General features: G+C 64.0%; 16 protein-coding genes. 5 read left to right on the top strand and 11 right to left on the bottom strand.

Features of this window, described 5'->3' with window-relative positions:
• The first annotated feature begins 162 nt into the window (after positions 1-162).
• Positions 163-432, top strand: coding sequence for a hypothetical protein (locus XH80_RS00520; RefSeq protein WP_220004626.1), 270 nt, complete (start codon positions 163-165; stop codon positions 430-432).
• 311 nt (positions 433-743) lie between these two features.
• On the opposite strand, the gene XH80_RS00515 is transcribed toward XH80_RS00520, so the two are convergent.
• From XH80_RS00515 to dnaG, 6 genes are all read right to left on the bottom strand, one after another.
• Complete coding sequence (locus XH80_RS00515; RefSeq protein WP_057753135.1) at positions 744-1,130, bottom strand: YybH family protein; 387 nt, start codon at positions 1,128-1,130, stop codon at positions 744-746.
• 31 nt (positions 1,131-1,161) lie between these two features.
• Positions 1,162-2,016 (bottom strand): SDR family NAD(P)-dependent oxidoreductase, encoded by an 855-nt coding sequence (locus XH80_RS00510; RefSeq protein WP_057753134.1) that lies wholly within the window; start codon positions 2,014-2,016, stop codon positions 1,162-1,164.
• Between the two features lie 47 nt (positions 2,017-2,063).
• Positions 2,064-4,307, bottom strand: coding sequence for an AAA family ATPase (locus XH80_RS00505; protein WP_271596903.1), 2,244 nt, complete (start codon positions 4,305-4,307; stop codon positions 2,064-2,066).
• A gap of 326 nt (positions 4,308-4,633) precedes the next feature.
• Entirely contained in the window at positions 4,634-6,616 is a 1,983-nt protein-coding gene (locus XH80_RS00500) for an adenylate/guanylate cyclase domain-containing protein (RefSeq protein ID WP_271596902.1), read from the bottom strand.
• Between the two features lie 243 nt (positions 6,617-6,859).
• Complete coding sequence (gene rpoD, locus XH80_RS00495; RefSeq protein ID WP_057753130.1) at positions 6,860-8,998, bottom strand: RNA polymerase sigma factor RpoD; 2,139 nt, start codon at positions 8,996-8,998, stop codon at positions 6,860-6,862.
• A 372-nt stretch (positions 8,999-9,370) separates the two neighbouring features.
• Positions 9,371-11,383, bottom strand: a complete 2,013-nt coding sequence (gene dnaG, locus XH80_RS00490; RefSeq protein ID WP_271596906.1) for a DNA primase — start codon at positions 11,381-11,383, stop codon at positions 9,371-9,373.
• Positions 11,384-11,688: 305 nt separating this feature from the next.
• Between dnaG and XH80_RS00485 the strand changes: the two genes are divergently transcribed.
• Positions 11,689-12,252 carry a chlorite dismutase family protein gene (locus tag XH80_RS00485; RefSeq protein ID WP_271596901.1) on the top strand — a complete coding sequence of 188 codons (564 nt, stop codon included), beginning with the start codon at positions 11,689-11,691 and terminating at the stop codon, positions 12,250-12,252.
• Between the two features lie 80 nt (positions 12,253-12,332).
• On the opposite strand, the gene XH80_RS00480 is transcribed toward XH80_RS00485, so the two are convergent.
• Both XH80_RS00480 and XH80_RS00475 read right to left on the bottom strand, forming a co-directional pair.
• Entirely contained in the window at positions 12,333-12,731 is a 399-nt protein-coding gene (locus XH80_RS00480; RefSeq protein ID WP_271596900.1) for a gamma-glutamylcyclotransferase family protein, read from the bottom strand.
• A 63-nt stretch (positions 12,732-12,794) separates the two neighbouring features.
• Entirely contained in the window at positions 12,795-13,703 is a 909-nt protein-coding gene (locus XH80_RS00475) for a transglutaminase family protein (protein WP_271596899.1), read from the bottom strand.
• 90 nt (positions 13,704-13,793) lie between these two features.
• Here XH80_RS00475 and XH80_RS00470 point away from each other — a divergent pair, with 90 nt between their 5' ends.
• Positions 13,794-14,600 (top strand): N-formylglutamate amidohydrolase, encoded by an 807-nt coding sequence (locus XH80_RS00470; protein ID WP_271596898.1) that lies wholly within the window; start codon positions 13,794-13,796, stop codon positions 14,598-14,600.
• A gap of 5 nt (positions 14,601-14,605) precedes the next feature.
• On the opposite strand, the gene XH80_RS00465 is transcribed toward XH80_RS00470, so the two are convergent.
• The gene (locus tag XH80_RS00465) at positions 14,606-15,223 is read right to left on the bottom strand and encodes a LysE family translocator (RefSeq protein WP_271596905.1); all 618 of its coding nucleotides are present in this window, start codon (positions 15,221-15,223) and stop codon (positions 14,606-14,608) included.
• Positions 15,224-15,456: 233 nt separating this feature from the next.
• Positions 15,457-16,902 (bottom strand): LVIVD repeat-containing protein, encoded by a 1,446-nt coding sequence (locus tag XH80_RS00460; RefSeq protein WP_271596897.1) that lies wholly within the window; start codon positions 16,900-16,902, stop codon positions 15,457-15,459.
• Between the two features lie 227 nt (positions 16,903-17,129).
• On the opposite strand from XH80_RS00460, the gene XH80_RS00455 reads away from it, so the two are divergent.
• Positions 17,130-17,444: an ArsR/SmtB family transcription factor gene (locus XH80_RS00455; protein WP_271596904.1), complete on the top strand. Its 315-nt coding sequence runs from the start codon at positions 17,130-17,132 to the stop codon at positions 17,442-17,444.
• 63 nt (positions 17,445-17,507) lie between these two features.
• Positions 17,508-18,026 carry an SRPBCC family protein gene (locus XH80_RS00450; RefSeq protein ID WP_271596896.1) on the top strand — a complete coding sequence of 173 codons (519 nt, stop codon included), beginning with the start codon at positions 17,508-17,510 and terminating at the stop codon, positions 18,024-18,026.
• 128 nt (positions 18,027-18,154) lie between these two features.
• Here the strand turns inward: XH80_RS00450 and XH80_RS00445 are convergent, their stop codons facing one another.
• Positions 18,155-18,931 (bottom strand): DUF2189 domain-containing protein, encoded by a 777-nt coding sequence (locus XH80_RS00445; RefSeq protein WP_271596895.1) that lies wholly within the window; start codon positions 18,929-18,931, stop codon positions 18,155-18,157.
• Positions 18,932-19,051: the final 120 nt, after the last annotated feature.

Here is a 19,051-nt window from a genome sequence, read left to right as displayed (position 1 = left end):
CACAAACAGGCCGAACACATGGCTGCTCCGACCAATGCTGCAAGTGAAGATTCTTCTTGCCAACCCGGAGCCGTCCACACATGACCCATCTGGGGCATGGTCCGACCGGAGTTCAGGAATTCCGTTACTGGGGCCCAAGGAGGACATCCAGATGTCGGCTACGTGACACTCATCACATCCTGCAATCTCGGCGTCGGGTATCCCATCGGCTACGGGCTGAGGTTGGTCTTCATCGAGAGATTAAAGGGAACGACGATGCGCGATATTCGTGATCGGAATTCAATCAAACTGAATGACGAGAAGCGCGAGCTGACAATTGCAGAGCTCGACAGGATCGCTGGTGCTGGCGGCTACAGCGAGGCCGACCAAGCACTGTCCTCCCTGATAAAGAGCCTTCACGACGCCAGAAACTCCAATATCGGAAAGATCTGAGAAGAAGGGATTTCCGCGTTGAGACCGGCTCAGTTGGCCTCTCTCATTTCGAAATGTCGCTTATTGGCCCATCGGCGAAGGTTGCGGCGGGCACGTCAGCAGTTGAGGCAGGACCGCAAATGTCGGAGACAAGCCAAAAGCGACGCGACTGACCCTGAACGGACATCGAAGAAACCGTAGGGCTTCTAGGAGAGCCCCTTCGCAGATTTGCAGTAAACATAAACCCTCGAAGCGGGCGAGCGCTTGCATCGGTCCAAGACCTGCGCAGGATCCAGGACCGATGCTGTTCTGCGCGCTCGTTTTGAGGCGAGTCAGTTGGGCGGGTTGACGCTCCAGGTATGCGCCTTGATGCGCAGGGCGGAGCCTTCCTTCTCGGCAACGAGCAGGAAGTTGCCGCTGATGTCCATCGTCTCCTTCGCGTCGGGCACGTTGATGTTGCCGGTCCAGGTGCCCTGCTCCCAAACCACGTCTCCTTCGGTCGAGCAGCTTCCTCCGTCGTGAATCTCGAGGTGGTTCCAGATCTTCATCGCGCCCTCGGCCCATGTCTCGATGCCCGCGCGTCCGGTCACGCTCGGTTCTCCGGCGGGAATGAGAACGGCATCTTCGGAAAACAAGGCCGCCCAGCGATGGGGGTCATGGCCGTTGACGGTCTCGGTAAACCTGGCGTTCAAGTCGGTAAATGCTCCGGAAAAACTCATAGTCGCCTCCTGTGTTGAGATTTGCTGGTGATTAGGCGCGCGCGGCGATTGCCTCCGGAGGCGCGGTTTCGAACAGCGCCGCCTTGTCGAACGCGGCCAGGATCCGGTCGAAGCGGCCGGCGATGACGTCGCGCAATTCCGGATGCGTCAGGATGTAGAGGTCGTTATCCGCGATCCCGGCCAACACGCGCTCGGCCACGAAGGCCGGATCGATTCCGGCGGCGACAAGGATAGCCATCTGAGGGTTGGCCGGCTCGTCGGACGGTCCGCCGAAACGCGATGGCCGGTTGCGGACACTTGTGGCGATGCGGGTTTGCACGAACGCCGTACACAGCACGCTGACCCCGATCTTGGTGCCGGCGAGCTCGGCCGCGAGGGTCTCCGTCACGGAGATCACGCCGGCTTTGGTCGCATTGTGCGGGCCCGTGCCGGGTTGAGCAAGCAGGCCAGCCAAGGACGCGGTGTTCACGATGTGCCCCCCTTCGCCATGCGCCTTGATGTGTGGCAGGAACGCCTGGATGCCATGGACCGAGCCCATGAGGTTGACGGCCGTGAGCCAATTCCAGTCCGTCTCGACGATGGCCTCGATGGGACCGCCGATACCGGCACCGGCGTTGTTGCAGACGACGTGGACCTTGCCGAACGCGGCGAAGGTCTCATCCGCCGCCTTCATCACGGAGATGGGGTCGGACACGTCGCAGGCGACGGCCCGTGCATTTGCTCCGGAATCCCTGAGGTCGCGCAGGGCCGCGTCGAGCGCGCCTTCTTCGATGTCGGCGAGCATTACCTTCACGCCCTTCGAGGCAAGGGCGCGGGCCAAGGCGAGGCCGATGCCACTGGCGGCGCCGGTGACGAAAGCCGTTTTTCCGTCGAAGCTCTCGATCATTTCCCTTCTCCTCTCCGTGCTTGCTTTCTCCATCTGGTTCATCGGATTCAGGCGGACCACCACCATCCGCCGACCATGATGCGGTTCCTGAGCTCCACGGTTCGCGGAGCGCGCGGCGGAAGCGTCGCGACGAGTGCGAGCGCGCGTTTGAGGTGCGCCGCCGCCTCGACATTGTTACTGGCCGCGGTGGCACGGCCCGAGGCCGCGATGTAGAGCTCCGCCGCCTTCTCGGTCTGGCCCGCTTCGGCGCAATGACGGGCCAGCGTCTCCGGCTGGCGCTTCGGGACTTCCGGGAAGTCAGTTTCGAGCACCGCGGCGATGCGCCCATGCAACCGCTGACGCCGATCGCGCAGCATCGTGGCGTAGGCGGCGTCCTGCACCAGCGCATGCTTGAAAGTGTATTCGGCGTCGGGCGGCGCGCCGCGCCGGAAGATTAATTCGGCGCTCTCGAGCCGCTCCAGCGAGCGCTCTAGCAGCGCTGGCGGCAGTTCCGAGACGGCGGCGATCAGCTCATAGGAGAATTGCCGGCCGAGCGCCGCGCCCAGTTGGGCGAGATCGCGCGTCTCCGGCATTCGGTCGAGACGGGCGAGCAGCGAGGCGAGCAGCGTCTCCGGAATCGCCGTCCGTCCGATCAGGGCAGTCGCGATATAGGCGTTGCCGGCCTTCCTGACCAAGCCGCTCTTGAGAACGGTCTTGGTCAGTTCCTCGACGAACAACGGAACGCCGTCGGTGCGGTCCAGGATCTGGCCGGCGATCTCTCGTGGCAGCAGCCTACCGCCTGTGAGGTGGGATATGATCGCAACGCACTGGTCGGGCGCCAGCCGGCCGAGGCTGAGCAGATCCACGTGAGTGCGGTCGCGCCATGCCGGAACGAATTCCGGGCGGAACGTGATGACGAGGAGGACCCGCAGGACCGCGAGCCGGTCGACGAGGATGTCGAGCAGCGCACGCGTGGTCGGATCGCTCCAGTGAGCGTCCTCGAATATCATGAGCACGGGCCGCCGCGCGGCAAGTCCCTCGGCCAGCGTCAGCGGCGCTTCGAGAGTCTTCGCCCTACGCGCTGCGGGCGTCAGGTCGAGCGGCGGATAGCGGTCGCCGATGGGGATGCCCAAGAGATCGGCCAAGAGCGGAGCGGTCTCGGCGACCCGGTCGGTCGCCTCCGCGATGATGTCTTCGAGCTTGGCGAGGCGTTCGCCGTCGGTGTCGGTCCGGCGGATGCCGGCCGCATGATTCAACTGCGCTATCAGCGGGTGGAGCGCGCTGTCCTGATGATGCGGGGAGCAGAAGTAGCGCAATCGCGCATGCGGCTCCTGGGCGGAGCATTCAAGTAGTACCTGCGTCATGCGCGACTTGCCGACGCCGGCCTCTCCCGACAGCAGCACAACGCGGCCCTCTCCCGCTTTCGCCTGCTCCCAGCGGCCCAGGAGCAGCGCGGTCTCGTCGTCGCGACCGACGAGCGGCGTACTGGCGGCACGCAGTGCCTCGAAGCGGCTTTCGGCCGCGTCGCTGCTCAGCACCTGCCAGGCTCGCATGTCGCGGTCGAATCCCTTAAGCGCGACCGTGCCGAGATCACGGTATTCGAATAGCCCGCCGGTCAGGTCGCGAGTGCCGGACGCGATGACCACAGTGCCCGGCTTGGCCAGCGCCTGCAGCCTGGCGGCGAGGTTCGGGGTCTCGCCGACGACCGCCTGCTCCTGTGCCGCGCCAGTGCCGAGCAGGTCGCCGACGACCACCAGCCCGGTGGCGATCCCGACCCGGACCCCGAGCGGCGCGTTGGCGGGGGTCTCGAGACCCGGTACGGCCTCAACCAAGGCAAGGCCGGCCTGGACCGCGCGCTCGGCATCGTGCTCGCTCGCCTGCGGATAACCGAAATAGGCCAGCACGCCGTCGCCCATGTATTTGGCGATGAAGCCACCTTCGCCTTCGATGATCTCCGCGCAGCACCGGTGATAAGCGGCGACGACGGCACGCAGGTCCTCGACGTCCAGCCTGGTCGACAGCGCTGTCGATCCGACGAGATCGCAGAACATGATGGACAGATGACGGCGCTGGGCGTCGTCGCGCGGCGCTGGTGCCATCGTCTTCGGACGGGCGCTCGACGTGACCGGCAGTTCGGCAATGTTCGCCAGCAGCTTGCGCCGGTGACCGAGCGAGACGCCTAGCTCCTTCAGGTCGCGATCTGTGAGATGGCAGAGGACGGAGAGGTCGATGTCGTGATCGGCGAACCGCGTCGCGTATTCGGGCATCCCTATGGCCGTCAACCATTCGGCAATGGAAGCTGGTTGGGACATCTCGACCCCGCCCATGCGTGCCCGGTTAGCGCGTCAGTTTAACAAAACCCTCAAAAATAGCTACATGTCCGCCGGACGGTGCGTTCCCCCAACTACCGTTCGTGTACTTCTTGGCCGACTGGTTCGCCCAGCCAAGCTCTACCCGGTGATTGCTCGTCCCATCCACTTTACGAAGCCCGTTCTTGCGGCCGCGCTGTGGATGACCTTCACAGGGAGGTGTCACGATTAGATTGCACCAACTGAGACAGCAAGGATGACCATCCACGTCGGTCCCGCATTCGTTTCAATGTCGCCTTTTGACACCGGAACGGACTCGTTGCGCGCTTCTATTCCGGCAGGCCGGCCACACGAAGCGCTTCCGCCAAGGGCTCGGCGATCGAGGGATGGAAGCCGGCGGCGGCGCGCATGCCACTGATGGTATAGCCCGGCTCCAGCTCCAGAACGCGCGCGGCGGCCGCCCGGGCCGCGTCGACCCGCCCAAGCTTCGCGTGTGTCGCCGCCAGCAGCATGTGCGCGTAGCTCCAGTTGGGGTTGGCCTGGAAGCACCTGCGCGCCGCCTCCGCGGCCCCCTCATACTCTGCGCGCTGGAAATGGCCGAACGCGATGGCGAATAGCGGGCCGAAGCTCATGGGGTCGAACGGGCTCAGACGGAGCGCTTGCTCGCCCCATTCAATGCCCCGATCCGCATCGCCGCCCGTGGCCATCACCACGCTGCCGAAGCCGTAGGCGAGCGAGCATGACGGGCTCAGCGCCAGCGCCACCTCGAACGCTCGAGACGCGGCTTCGCGGTCGTGCGCGACGAGGCCGAGGGCGAAGCCTCCGAGCGCCAGCGCGGTGGCGTCGTCGCGTCCATTGGCAATGGCCGCGTGGGCATGGCTCGCGGCGCCGAGCCGGTTCTCTTCGTGCGCGCCGCCGCGTACGAAAAGAATTTCATGGCACCATGCGGCAAAGCCGTGCGCGGCAGCGTAGTCCGGCTCGAGGTTGAGCGCGCTTTCAAGCAACGGCAGCGCCTTCGCGGCGCGACCCGGCATGGCCGGATAGACGTCGGGAATGGCGCGGAGCAGCAGATCGTAGGCATCGAGGTTGTCGGGCCGCTTTCGCTTGACACGTTCGACCTCCGCTTGGCGGAGACTTGGCTCGATGGCAGCGACCACACTTGTCGTAAGTTCGTCCTGGAGCGCAAAGATGTCATCAAGGGTGCGGTCGTAACGCTCCGCCCAGACGTGCCGGCCCGTCTCGGCCTCGACCACCTGACCAGTGACGCGCACGCGGTTCGACGCCTTGCGCACGCTCCCCTCAAGGACGTAGCGCACGCCCAGATCGCGCCCCACCTGCTTCACGTCCACGGATTTTCCCTTGTAGACGAAGCTCGAATTTCGCGCGATGACGAACATCCACTTGAGGCGCGAAAGGCCGGTAATGATGTCCTCGACCATGCCGTCGCAGAAATAGTCTTGCTCGGCATCGCCGCTCATGTTGGCGAATGGCAGCACTGCGATTGAAGGCCGATCAGGAAGTGCGAGCATCGCAGGCCCCGGGTTGCCTGAGGAGGCCGCATTGCCTGAGGAGGCCGTCTTGGGCTCGGAGCGCGTCTCGATCCGATAGACATGGACCGGTCGCGCGATGTTCTTGACGCTGTGCTCGCCCAGGTCGGCGAACCCGATGGGAAGCTTCTCACCGACGTGTTCGCGCACCGTGGCGCTGACGCAGATCTCGCCGGGCTCAGCGAGCGTCTCCAGCCGCGCCGCGACATTGACGCCGTCTCCGAAGATGTCGCCGTCTTCGACTATCACGTCGCCGACATTGATGCCTACGCGAAAGCGGATGCAATGGCTGTCGTCGAGGTTTGCGTTGCGATCTTTCATGCCCTGCTGCATCACCACCGCAAAGCGCACCGCATCGACGATGGATGCAAATTCGATGAGAAGGCCGTCCCCCGTCGTCTTTACGATGCGGCCCTGATGCTGTGCGATCAGGGGATCGATGAGTTCCTTGCGATGGCCTTTGAGCGCGGCCAGCGTGCCTTCCTCGTCGGCGCCCATGAGGCGCGAATATCCCACCACATCCGCGGCAAGGATTGCGGCGAGCCGCCGCGCAGTATGCGACTCTTCGCTCATGCGCCTGTCTCCAGCGCGACCCGTCAGCACCCCGTGCCGTGGGCCTGAAGGAACTATGCCTTGACGCCCGAACTGGCGCAATAACAAGGAGTTCCTCAGGAACGAAATTCGTGAGGGACGACGAAACCGGGTGGGAGCGCTCGTTATTCGCCTTTCCGCGGTTCCAACCACATAGGTCCATGCGGTGACCAAAACAGGCATGCATGAGTCCACACATGGCCCATCTCGGAAGTCGGGCACCGTCCGCTCTTTCGTTGCTGTTGGAATAGAAGCGGTCATCGGTCGGGCAATCGCCTGGGTGAGTACAAGCCGCAGCCTGGATTGCCTCGTCGCATCAGCGCAATCGCGAGCTCCTCGCAATGACGTGGCGAGAGCCGGGTCAAAGAAAAACGGCGGGCTGTTGGCCCGCCGTTTTCGTTCTGATTGAAGTTCGGATCAATTATCCAAGAAGCTCCGCAGCTTTCTCGACCGTGACGGATGCTTCAGCTTGCGCAGCGCCTTGGCTTCGATCTGGCGGATGCGCTCGCGCGTCACCGAGAACTGCTGGCCGACTTCTTCCAGCGTGTGGTCGGTGTTCATGCCGATGCCGAAGCGCATGCGCAAGACGCGCTCTTCGCGCGGGGTGAGGGAGGCGAGCACGCGCGTGGTGGTCTCGCGCAGGTTCGACTGGATCGCGGCGTCGATGGGCAGGATCGCGTTCTTGTCCTCGATGAAATCGCCGAGATGTGAATCCTCTTCGTCACCGACGGGGGTTTCGAGCGACAAGGGCTCCTTGGCGATCTTGAGGACCTTGCGGACCTTCTCCAAGGGCATGCCGAGCTTTTCGGCGAGCTCTTCCGGGGTCGGCTCGCGGCCGATCTCGTTGAGCATCTGCCTGGAGGTGCGCACGATCTTGTTGATGGTCTCGATCATGTGCACGGGGATGCGGATGGTGCGGGCCTGGTCCGCGATCGAGCGCGTGATCGCCTGCCGGATCCACCAGGTGGCGTAGGTCGAGAACTTGTAGCCGCGGCGGTATTCGAACTTATCGACCGCCTTCATCAGGCCGATATTGCCTTCCTGGATCAGGTCGAGGAATTGCAGGCCGCGGTTGGTGTATTTCTTGGCGATCGAGATCACCAGGCGGAGGTTGGCTTCCACCATCTCCTTCTTGGCCTGGCGTGCCTCGCGCTCGCCCTTCTGCACGGAGTGCACGATCTTGCGGAATTCGACGATCTCGAGGCCCGTCAGCGCGGCGAGTTGATGCACCTCGTGACGGAGGTCCTTGATGCGATCCTTCTCGTGATGGACGAAATTCTTCCAGCCCTTGGCCGAGAGCTTCGAGACACGGTTGAGCCAGCGCGGATCGAGCTCCGAGCCGGTGTAGTTGCGCAGGAAGTCCTCGCGGGCGACGCCATGGCTGTCGGCGAGGCGCATCAGGCGGCCCTCATGCGAGACGAGGCGCTTGTTGATGTCGTAGAGCTGCTCGACGAGCGAGTCGATACGGGCCTGGTTGAGGCGCAGCGACTTCACCTCGACGATGATCTCGTCCTTCAGCTTCTTGTACTTGCGCTCCTGGTGCGGCGAGAGCGACTCGTTCTGGAGCTGGTTCTGGATGTCCTGCTCCTGAAGCTTGCGCAGCTTCTTGTAGCTGTCGGCGATCTTGTCGAAGATCTCGACCACCTTCGGCTTGAGCTCGGCCTCGATGGCCGCAAGCGACATCTGGTTCTCGAACTCGTCGTCGTCCATGTCGGACTCGGCCGCAGCCTCGGCCGGATCCTTCTCCTCGCCGGCCTCTGCGCCAGCGGCGGGAGCGGCGCGGAACGGGGTCGGTGCCGGGGGCGCCGCGGGCGGCGCGACATGCGCGGGTGCGCCGGCGACGCTAGCCGCCGCCTCGCCTTCGGCCGGCGCCTCGCCGTTCTCGCCGGTGGGACCTGCGATCATCGCGGTGTTCATGCCGCCCTTGGCCTCGGGGCCGGCATAGGTCGCTTCGAGATCGATGATGTCGCGAAGGAAGATCTTGCCTTCGTTCAATTCATCGCGCCAGATGATGATGGCCTGGAAGGTCAGCGGGCTTTCGCAGAGGCCCGCGATCATCGCCTCGCGGCCGGCCTCGATGCGCTTGGCAATGGCGATTTCGCCTTCGCGGGAGAGCAGCTCGACCGTGCCCATCTCGCGCAGATACATGCGCACGGGATCGTCGGTGCGCTCGCCCGGTTCGCTCTTCTTGACCTCGGTGACGGCCTTCTGGGTGACCTCGACGAGCTCGTTATCGGTCTCGTCGTCGGCCTCGTCCTTCTCTTCCTCGCCTTCGCTATCCTCGGCTTCGGTGACATTGATGCCCATGTCGGAGAGCATGGACATGATGTCCTCGATCTGCTCCGGCGAGGTCTGGTCGGACGGCAACACTTCATTGAGCTGATCGAAGGTCACGAAGCCGCGCTTCTTGGCCTGCTTGATCATCTTCTTCACTGCCGCGTCGGACAGATCGAGCAAGGGCGACGGCGCGTCCTGGGAATCCTTCTCGGGAGCGTCCGCTGCCTTGTCGTCTTTTTCCTTGTCCTTCGCCTGCAGCGTCTTTGCCTTGGTGGCCATCCATTGCTCCTAAACGCGTTTCATGCAGACGTGCGCTGCGCCTGCGTGAAATCACTTGAACCTGTTGCTCGACGCTCTCGCTTCGTCAGATCTCGACACGGAAAGGGCGGCGCGCACACATCTCGCCACCCCGACCTTTCTCTCGCCGGATTTGCCTAACGCTTCGTGAGCCTCTTTGTCGCGGCGGATGCAGGTGAAGTGCCAACAGCTGTTGCGCGGATTCATTCCTGACGCGTCTGTTCTGCCTGCGGCCGCGGGGGCCAAAGTGCTACAAGACCGTTAAGCCTCGATTAACCCTGTTTTTGCCGCCAAACCTTGGATTTGGCGAGTCTTTTAGCGACACCTAACCCGGCCGTCCGCATGAATCTTTCATCACACGCTCTTCTGGAACCTGCCCGACAGCTCGCCAAAACCCTCGATCAGGGCCTCGGTACCGTCGACCTCTCCTATCCGAGCCTTGACGTCACGCAGCCACGCCAAATTGGCCTCGCTGGGGTCCTCCCCCAAGGCCAGCTCGGCGTCTTTCAGCTCTCTAAGTAGTGAATGCCATTGCCGATGCAAGGCAACGAGCTGGTGCCAGGTCGAGAGAACGTCGTCCCGTGCCGCCCCCTCGCGGGCGCCCCACACCGCCGCGGTGGTGATGGCGCCCTCAACCCGTTGAAGAACCTGAGATAATCCACCTTTTTCGAGGTCGCCGCGCATCTTCTCGGCCTGCTCCTCGGGGTCGGGGGAGTGGTAATGATCGTTGACGAAGGCGCTGATAATGGCGGCCCGGAGCTTGTGGGCCTCGGGATGGGCGATCTCCAGGGCTGCCACCTCCTCGAGATGGTCATGCAGCAGCCAGGGGTGGTTGATCAGGCACTGCAGAATCAGCGCCTCCCGCCGGGAGATGGCGCTGCGCTGGCCGCGCATGATCGGGCTCGCCGCCAGCTGCGGGCTCGCCGCCTGGTAGGGGCCCGATGGCAGCGGGGCCGGCCCGGGCGGGCCGCCGCGGCGGCCTCCTCCAAAGCCCTGCCCACCGAATCGATTCGCCTGACCGCCGCGGAGCTGGAAGGGGCGGCCGCCGCCCCCTTGGCGGAAACCGCCCCTGTTGCCAAAGCCGCCGCGCCCGCCGTCCGGCGAGAAGGTGCGCTGCAGCCGCTCGATGAACTCGTCGCGATAATAGCGCCTGACAACCTCGTCGCGGATGCCGTTCGACAATTCCCTGATGCGCGCTTCCAGCGCGGCGCGGCGCTCGGGCGTGGCAAAGTTGCCGCCTTCGAGCTCGCGCGACCACAGCATGTCGGCGAGCGGACGCGCCGCGCCGATCACCTCTTCCATCGCGCCGCGGCCACTGGTGCGCACGAGATCGTCGGGGTCCTGCCCCTCGGGGAGCAGCGCGAAGCGAAGACTCTTGCCGGGTGCGAGGAATGGCAGCGCGAGATCGGCGGCACGATAAGCCGCCTTCTGTCCGGCGCGGTCGCCGTCGAAGCAGAGGATCGGCTCGTCCGCCATCTTCCAGAGCAGGGCGAGCTGGCTTTCCGTGAGCGCGGTGCCGAGCGGCGCCACCGCGCCTGTAAAGCCCGCGGTGACCATGGCGATGACGTCGACATAGCCTTCGACCACGATCAGCGGGCTACCATCATGGGTGGCTTTGCGCGCGGTCTGGTGATTGTAGAGATTGTCGCCCTTGTGGAAGAGCGGTGTCTCCGGCGAGTTCAGGTACTTGGCCGGAACGTCCTTCTCCAGCGCGCGTCCGCCGAAGGCGATGACGCGGCCGCGCAGATCGGTGATGGGAAACATCACGCGATCGCGAAAGCGATCATAGGGCACGGGAATGTCGTCGCCGGCAACGAGCAGGCCGGTCTCGACCATGTCCTCGACGGACACGCCGAGCTTGCCGAGATGCTCCTTCAGCGCGAAGCGATCGGGCGAGGCATAGCCGAGGCGGAATTGCAATTGCGTCGTCGGCGAGATGGCGCGGTCGGCGAGATAGCCGCGCGCCTTCGCACCCAAGCGCGAGGCCAGCGTTTCCGCAAAATACTTTGCGGCGAGATCCATGACGTCATGCAGCGTGCGGCGCCGCTCCTCGTGCCGCGCCGCATCCGGCGTCACCGCCGGCAGCGGCAGCCCGGCCATGCCGGCGAGCCGCTCGACCGCCTCGCCGAACGGCACACCGTCGGTCTCCATCACGAAGGTGATGATGTCGCCGTGCTTGCCGGAGGAGAAGTCGTGGTAAAAACCCTTCTGGTCGTTGACGTAGAAGGACGGCGTCTTCTCCTGCTGGAACGGCGACAGCCCCTTCCACTCCCGCCCCGCCTTCTTCAGCTTGACGCGCTTGCCCACGACCTCGGAGACCGAAAGCCGGGCACGAAGCTCGTCGAGGAATTGGGGCGTGAAGCGCATGGCCATGGTGTAGCGCGAACCGGGGTGAGTCGGGCGAAGGATCTGGGATATAGGTGCGGGGCGGCCAGAAGTCAGGTTTACGCGGGATTATCCGGGTTATCCGACATATGCACAGGGCCGATCCGTCACCCTGAGGTGGCCGCTTCTTCAGCGGCCCTCGAAGGGCGACGGCCCGGCTGGCGGCTATATACGGGCCGATTCATCCTTCGAGGCTCACACTGCTTTGCAGTGTGAGCGCCTCAGGATGACGGGTCTGGCTTGGGAGCCCCACTTGAACCCCGCCCGGTTCCACGCTTCCATAGGCCATGTTCAGGACCTTTCGGGGTGGCCAGAGCGGGGGCTGGCGCGTGACTTCGATGTCGCCCGTGACGGGCGAGCCCCTGCCCTTCATGCCGGCGCTGTCGGTGACCGACGGCGAGGCCGTCGCGCTGCCGCTGGTGCCCTCGCGGAATGCCTGGCGCCTGGTCGGCGTGCCGAGCAGCCTGCGCTACACCGAGCGGGCCGAGAAGCAGCAACTCGTCGCCGTGCAGGCCAGCCTCGGCCGGCTGGAAGCGACGAGCGCGGCGCTGATCCCGATCCGCAAATCGGCCGCTTGGTGGGAGCTGACGCAAGAGGAGCGGCGCAAGATCTTCGAAGACAAGTCGCACCATATCGCCAGCAGCATGCGTTTCCTGCCCGCAATCGCGCGCCAGCTGTATCACTGCCGCGACCTCGGCGAGCCCTTCGATTTCCTGACCTGGTTCGAATTCGCGCCCGCGCATGCCTCGCTGTTCGAGGAGCTGGTCGGCATGCTCAGGCACACCGAGGAATGGAGCTATGTCGAGCGCGAGGTCGATGTGCGCCTGGTGAAGGAAGTGCTGTCGGCTTAACGCGCGATGAAATCGCGCTTTAAGTTTTTGTTTGAGCATGATCTTGTCGGAAAACCGCTGCGCACTTTTCCGGATCAGGCTCAGTGGTCAAGAAAGCGGCCGGACGCTATGTGCGGCAGGTCCGTCACCGGCCAGTTGTAGACGTAAGTCCAGGCCTTCTCCGCAACGCCATCCGCGCCTGATACCTCGATCAGCTGGCGCAGATATTCGGTCGGCTCCGGAAAGCCTTCGCCGCAGGCCTCGTACATGTCGAGTTCGCGCAACAGCTCCTCGCCGGCGCGCAAGGCGAACAGCTCGCCATGCACGACATCCGATGACACCTCGGACAGCAGCAATCCCGGATAATGCTTCACCAGCACGAGCCGGCCGCGGCAGGTGGCTTCACCGAGGAAATCCGCATGCTGCGAGAGCAGCCGCGCCATCGGATGGTCGAAGCCGCGCATCAGGGTGCCGTAGACGAAAAGACGGTCGGAGGTCATGGGGGTGTCTATAGCTGGCAATCACGGCGAGTGACAGGGCCGCTACGTCGTCCTGGCGAAAGCCTACACAACCTCGGCTTCCAGCGCCTCGCCGCGCGCCTCGGCCGCGACCACCTTGACGCTGACATCCATGACGTCGAACGCATCCTGGGTGCCGATATAGATGCCGTGCAGCGGGATGGCCTGGCGCGGGTCACGGGCGACGGCGACGCGGATGAGGTCGCGGGTGCCGACGATGCCGTTGGTCGGATCGAACTCGATCCAGCCCGCGCTCGGCAAGTAGACCTGCACCCAGGCATGGGTCGAGCCGCCGCCGAAATGGTGCTGCGCGATATCCTCGGGCACGAAGACGTAGCCGGAGACGAAGCGCGCGGCGATGCCGAGCCGGCGCAGCGCCTCGATCATGAACAGCGCGTAGTCGCGGCAGGTGCCGGTGCCCCGCAGCAAAGTCTCGCACGGGCTCTGCGTGCCCGGCGCGTGACGCCTTTGGTATGTAAACTGGTTGCGGATGGCGTGGGTGATGCGGCTGAGGATGTCGAAGGTTGGCGACGGCGCAGTCTCGTCGAGAAAGCCGCGCGCCCATGCCGCGATCCTGCCCTCGGGATCGGGATATTGCGCCGTGATGTACTGGACGAGATCGGGCAATTCCGCATCGTCATAGGCGAAGGGATAGAAATAAGCGGGATCGTCGGGCGTCAGCGCGAACTCGTCCACCGGATTGTGCTCGACGGTGACGTGCCAGTCGAACACCAGCCTGTCCGCGCGCGCGTCGAAATCGGCGATCGCGACCGAATTGCCGAACACATCGTGAATCCAGCGCAGCGACATCGGGTTCGGCGAGATATCGAGCCTGGAATCGAGCACGCGCAGATCATGGCCGTCGCTCGGACGCAGCATGAATCTGTGCTCGCCGAAGGCCACGGGACGATAGTAGCGATATTCGGTCTTGTGATGAATCGTCAGCAGCGGCATCGTCGGGAGATCATGGTGATGTTGGGCAGGCCCATTTGTTAATGTTTGCCCAATGTCCGGGGCGACTGCTTTTTCCACAGGCAATCAGGAATGGCTTTCAACACAGCCGAGGCGACGGATCAACTGCTGGGCGACGGCGATATTCCGCCAGTGCATGAGGTGAATGCAGAGGGCACATCACCCTTTTTGCTCACATCGGACCATTACGGCCGCATTCTGCCGCGCGCGCTCGGCGATCTCGGTGTATCGGAAGACGAGCTAACGAGGCACATCGCCTGGGACATCGGCATCGCCGGCGTCTCCGAGCGGCTGGCAAACATGCTTAACGCGCATCTGATCGCACAGCGCTATTCGCGGCTGGTAATCGACTGCAACCGTCCACCCGCTGTCGCGAGCTCGATCCCCGTGATATCGGAGGCGACCGCGATCCCGCGCAACGAAGGCATCTCGGACGGTGAGCGCGCGGCACGGCGACGCGAGATTTTTCAGCCCTATCATGATCGCATCGATGCGGTGATCGACGGCCGGAGCCGCGCGAAGCGGCCGACGGTGCTGGTGTCCTTGCACAGCTTCACGCCCGTCTATGCCGGCGTCGCCCGGCCCTGGCACATCGGCGCGCTGTACAATCACGACAAGGTGCTGCCGCAGCTGCTGCTGAAACACTTACGCAGCGAGGGCGATCTCGTCGTCGGCGACAACGAGCCCTATGCGGTGAGCGATCTCAGCGACTACACCATTCCCGTTCATGGCGAGGCGCGCGGTCTCGTCAACACCGGCATCGAGATCCGCCAGGATCTGATCGCGGATCAATCCGGCCAGCGGCAATGGGCGGAGCGGCTGGCAAGGATCTTTGCGGAGATCGAGGCGGAGCTGAGACCGGCGCTGCTGGTCGGCTAGCATCCTCATTTGGCCCGTATCAGCGCCAGCCAGATGCCGCCGCCGATCATGAAGCCGCCGGAGACGCGCGACGCCAGGCGGGTGCGGCGCGCCGAGAAGAAGCCGCGGACCTGGCCGGCAAGCAGTGCGTAGATGCCGTCGGTCAAGCCGGCCAGCACCATGAAGGTGATGCCGAGCACCAGGACCTGCGACAAATGATCCTTGCTCATGTCCATGAATTGCGGAATGAACGCACCGAAAAATACCAGCAGCTTCGGGTTCGACAAGGCGACGACGAAGCCCTGCAAGAGGAAGCCGCCGCGCGGCGGAGGCGGCGGCGCGTCGGCGTTGACGCCCTCGACTGGCGAGCGGATCAGCTTGATGCCGAGCCAAACCAGATAGGCCGCGCCCGCAAAGCGCACCCAGTTGAACCAATAGCCCATCGTCGCCATCAAGGTGGTGAGGCCGACCGCAAGGATGCCGATCACGATCAGCAGCCCCATCTGCACGCCCAGAATGTTGGTCAGCGCCGAGCGTGTGCCGTACCGCAGGCCGTTGGCGATGACGAGGGTCACGATCGGCCCCGGCAGCAGCGCCAGCGCAATGCAGGCGGCGATAAAGGCGAGATAGGCTTGCATGGACATCATGGGGGGACTCTGCGCGATGGCGTTTGCAGCTATTAATGCATGAGAAGAGCAGGAACGGAAGTCATCACTGTGTGACACAGAGGCCCTGCAATCAGGGGTGTCATCACCCGCGAAGGCGGGTGATCCAGTACGCCGAGACCTTCATGAGATACGGAGAGGCTGCGGAGTACTGGATACCCCGCCTTCGCGGGGTATGACAGCAGAGGTGGTGGAAGCACCACGCCGTATCGTCAATTCTTCGGCAGGCCGGCAACGGCGCGCGCAGGGCCGGTCAATTCGAGGATGTGCAGGCCGGTGTTGGCGCGATCGACGATGTAGATGTAGCCGCGGTCGTCGGTTTCGACATTGTTGGTCTGGATCGCGACCTTGCAGCGCTCGCCGCCCTCCACAGGAATGCAGCGCTTGTCGGTCGCGCCCGTGATCGCCGGGATGAAATAGCCGACTTCCCTTGGATGATAGGGATCGCGGACGTCGAGCGCGCGAACGCCGGCATTGAAGAAGGCGATGAAGGCCATCTTCTTGTAATAGACCGGCGCCATGCTCTCGTTCGAGGAATGCGAGCCGAAGCGGCCACCGCGCTGGCAGAACTTTCCGCTCGCCTCCGGCACGGTGTAGCTCGAGATCATCATCGGCCGCGTCTCGGTGGTGACGTCGGCGAACCACACCATCTGCCTCGCCTCGCCGCATTCGTTGAGAATCGCCTCATCCACGATCATGACGATGTCGCGGGTCTTGCCGTCCTTGTCCTCGGCAAATTCCGCCACGGGCATGTCGAGCATCGGGAACGTGGTGTGCGCGCCGTTGAAGGCGGACATCGGCAGCCGCGAGATCTCCGGAAAGCGCAGATTGTCCGGCGTCGGCTCCTTCGGCCCCGTCAGCAGCTTCTCGCGATCGACGATCTGCAGGATGCCGCCCTTGTTGGTGCCGTAACCGAAATAGACGCGGTTGCCGTCGGGCCCGGTCGAGATCGGTCCGTGCAATTCGGTCGGCACCGCGCCGGTCGAGCCGGGCTCCTGGCCGGGCAGGCCGAAATCGCGGATCTTCTGCGGATGAGTGGGATCGGAGAGATCGTAGACCTGCGTCATGCGCCGCGTGCGCCAGTCCGGCGCGCCCGAGACGAGATAGGCAATGCCGGTGTCGCATTCCCACCAGCTCTTGTGCGTGTCCTTCAAGCCGCCAAGGCGCGTGATCATCACGGGATTGGCGGGGTCAGCGACGTTCCAGATCTCGTGTGCCTGGCCGCCGAAGGTGCGCAGCATGTAGACCGCGTTGGGATCGCCCTTCGGCAAGGTCTTGCCGTCGCACACGCGCACCATCTGCGCGCCGCCGGATTCATATTTGCCCGCCTGTCCCGGCAGGTGCCTGAGATATTTGGGATGCGCGGGATCGGTGACGTCGACGATCGAGGTCCCGTTCGGCTCGGCATTGCCGGTCATCGGATTGACCGGAGCCGGCACGTCGTCGGTGCCGCCGTGGTGCCCGATATAGGCGATCCAGCGGTGACCCTGATGATGGATGGTCGGCTGATAGGCGCTACGGGCCTGAAGATCGTTGCTGCCGACCAGCTTCATGTTCGATGCCTCGGGCGGCGCACCGATGGTCTGCTTCTGGGCGTGAACAGAAGCGCTGCCGGCGAAAAGGACGAGGGCGGCAGCAGTCAGGACGCAACGGAACATCAAAGTCCTCCCAGGAACCAATCTGCGTTGGCTGAGCTTCAACGCTAGCACGGCCGCTCACACGCGCCAAAGACACGATCGCTTGCAGGTCATTCCGGAAACCGCGCTGCGGTTATCCGGAATCTCGAGATTGAGGTGCGCAAGCGCGCATCGTAGTTCGACGCTAATACGTCCCGGAATGACGTCGCTCTTGACATGCAACCATTTAGTTGCCTATTATCGCCGCCATGGATGAGGTCTTCAAGGCGCTCGCCGATGCGTCGCGACGGTCGCTGCTGGACCGGCTCCACGCCAGGAACGGCCAATCGCTGAACGAGCTTTGCGAGGGCTTGGCGATGACGCGCCAGGCGGTGACGAAGCACCTGGTCATCCTGGAAGAGGCCAATCTGGTTACGACCATCAAGCATGGCCGCGAGAAGCTGCACTATCTCAACCCGATGCCGATCCACCAGATCGGCGACCGTTGGATCGGGAAATTCGAGCGCGGCAAGCTCGCCGCACTCAGCGAGTTGAAACGCCAGCTGGAGAAGCGTGATGAGTAAGCCGCAATTCGTCTATGTCACCTCTATCCCGCGTGCAGCCCTCAACAAGGGATTTGATGCGAAATGAGCCTCGACCAGTTCCACCCCCTGACGGTCTACTCGATCTACATCGCCTCCACGCCGGAGAAGGTGTGGGAGGCGCTGACCTCAGCCGAGTTCAGCAGGCAATATTTCTTCGGCAATACCGTGGAGGTCGAGCCGCGGCTCGGCGGCGCCTTCATCCTGCGGACGCCCAACGGCGCCCTGCATATCAGCGGCGAGGTGCTCGCCTACGATCCGCCGCGCAAGCTTGCGGTGACCTTCAACGTCAACTGGCCCGAGCTGATCGAGAAGCTGGGGCCGACCCTCGTCACTTACGACATCGAGCAGGTCGGCGACGCTGTCCGGCTGACCATGAGCGAAGGCCACGATCGTCCGCTCAGCGACGACATCCTGTCAGGCGGACGCTCCGGCTGGCCCGCGATCCTGTCCAGCCTCAAGAGCTTGCTCGAGACCGGCAAGCCACTCGTGGTCAAGCTCGGTCCGCCACAGCGGATGCTGGATGCGCTGAAGGCGATGGGGATCAAGACGCCGTCGGCCTGACCTAGTCATTCCGGGGCGCGCGGAGCGCGAGCTACGGTGCGCAATTGCGCACCTGAGAATCCATCGCGCAGCAGAGTTGGTGGAACAATGGATTCCGGGTTCGCCCTGCGGGCGCCCCGGAATGACGGCTAGCCTGGCACTGGCACCACCAGGCGCCGGTAAAGATGCCATGTCGCATGCCCGAGCACCGGCAGCGTTACCACCAGGCCGAGGAAATACGGCAGCGCCGACACGATCAGCAGCATCACGATGACAGCGGCCCAGCCGACCATCGGCAGCGGACTGGTCACCACCGCACGCACGCTCGTCACCATGGCGGTGACGAAATCGACCTCGCGATCGAGCAGCAGCGGAAACGACACCACGGTCAGTGAAAACAGAATCAACGACAACGCCGCGCCGACCGCATTGCCGATCGCGAGGAACAGCAAACCCTCATTGGTGGTCAGCACCACCGTCATGAATTCCTGCAAGCTCGAGAACGAGGCGTGCAGGCCCAGCAACAATGCGATCAACAGCCGCACCTGGTACATCCAGATCACGAACACGAACAGCGTGACGAAGGCCATCCAGCCGATTTCGCTGCGCGAGCGTATCGCCGACCAGATCGCACCGAAAGAGACCGGCTGGCCGCGCTCGCGGCGGCGGCTCACCTCGTAGAGGCCGATGGCCACGAACGGCCCGATCAGCGCGAAACCGGCGGCCAAGGGATAGATGAGATAGACCATGCCGAAGGCGGTGAGGCAGAGCATGATGGTGATGCCGCCGGCGGCGTAGAGCGCGCCGAAGCAGAGCCCGTAAAGCGGCAGCGCCTGGAAATCGCGCAGGCCCTCCGCCAGCGCCTCGGCGATATCGGTCGCCACAACGGGACGCACCACCGGATCGACCTTGCCCGAGATGGACATCAGCTTCCTCCGCGCATCGGCGCGATCTTTTGTCGCGCGCAGGCCGCGATATTAGCGCCACTGCGCCCGGGCGCAACTTGACGCCGGATGGCGGGGCGATTGTAGCGTCGCCGCGATGCA

Source organism: Bradyrhizobium sp. CCBAU 45384, assembly GCF_028128665.1.
Taxonomy (GTDB): Bacteria; Pseudomonadota; Alphaproteobacteria; order Rhizobiales; family Xanthobacteraceae; genus Bradyrhizobium; species Bradyrhizobium manausense.
Note: the sequence above shows the minus strand (reverse complement) of the source record. Positions and strands in the feature narration are given on the sequence as shown.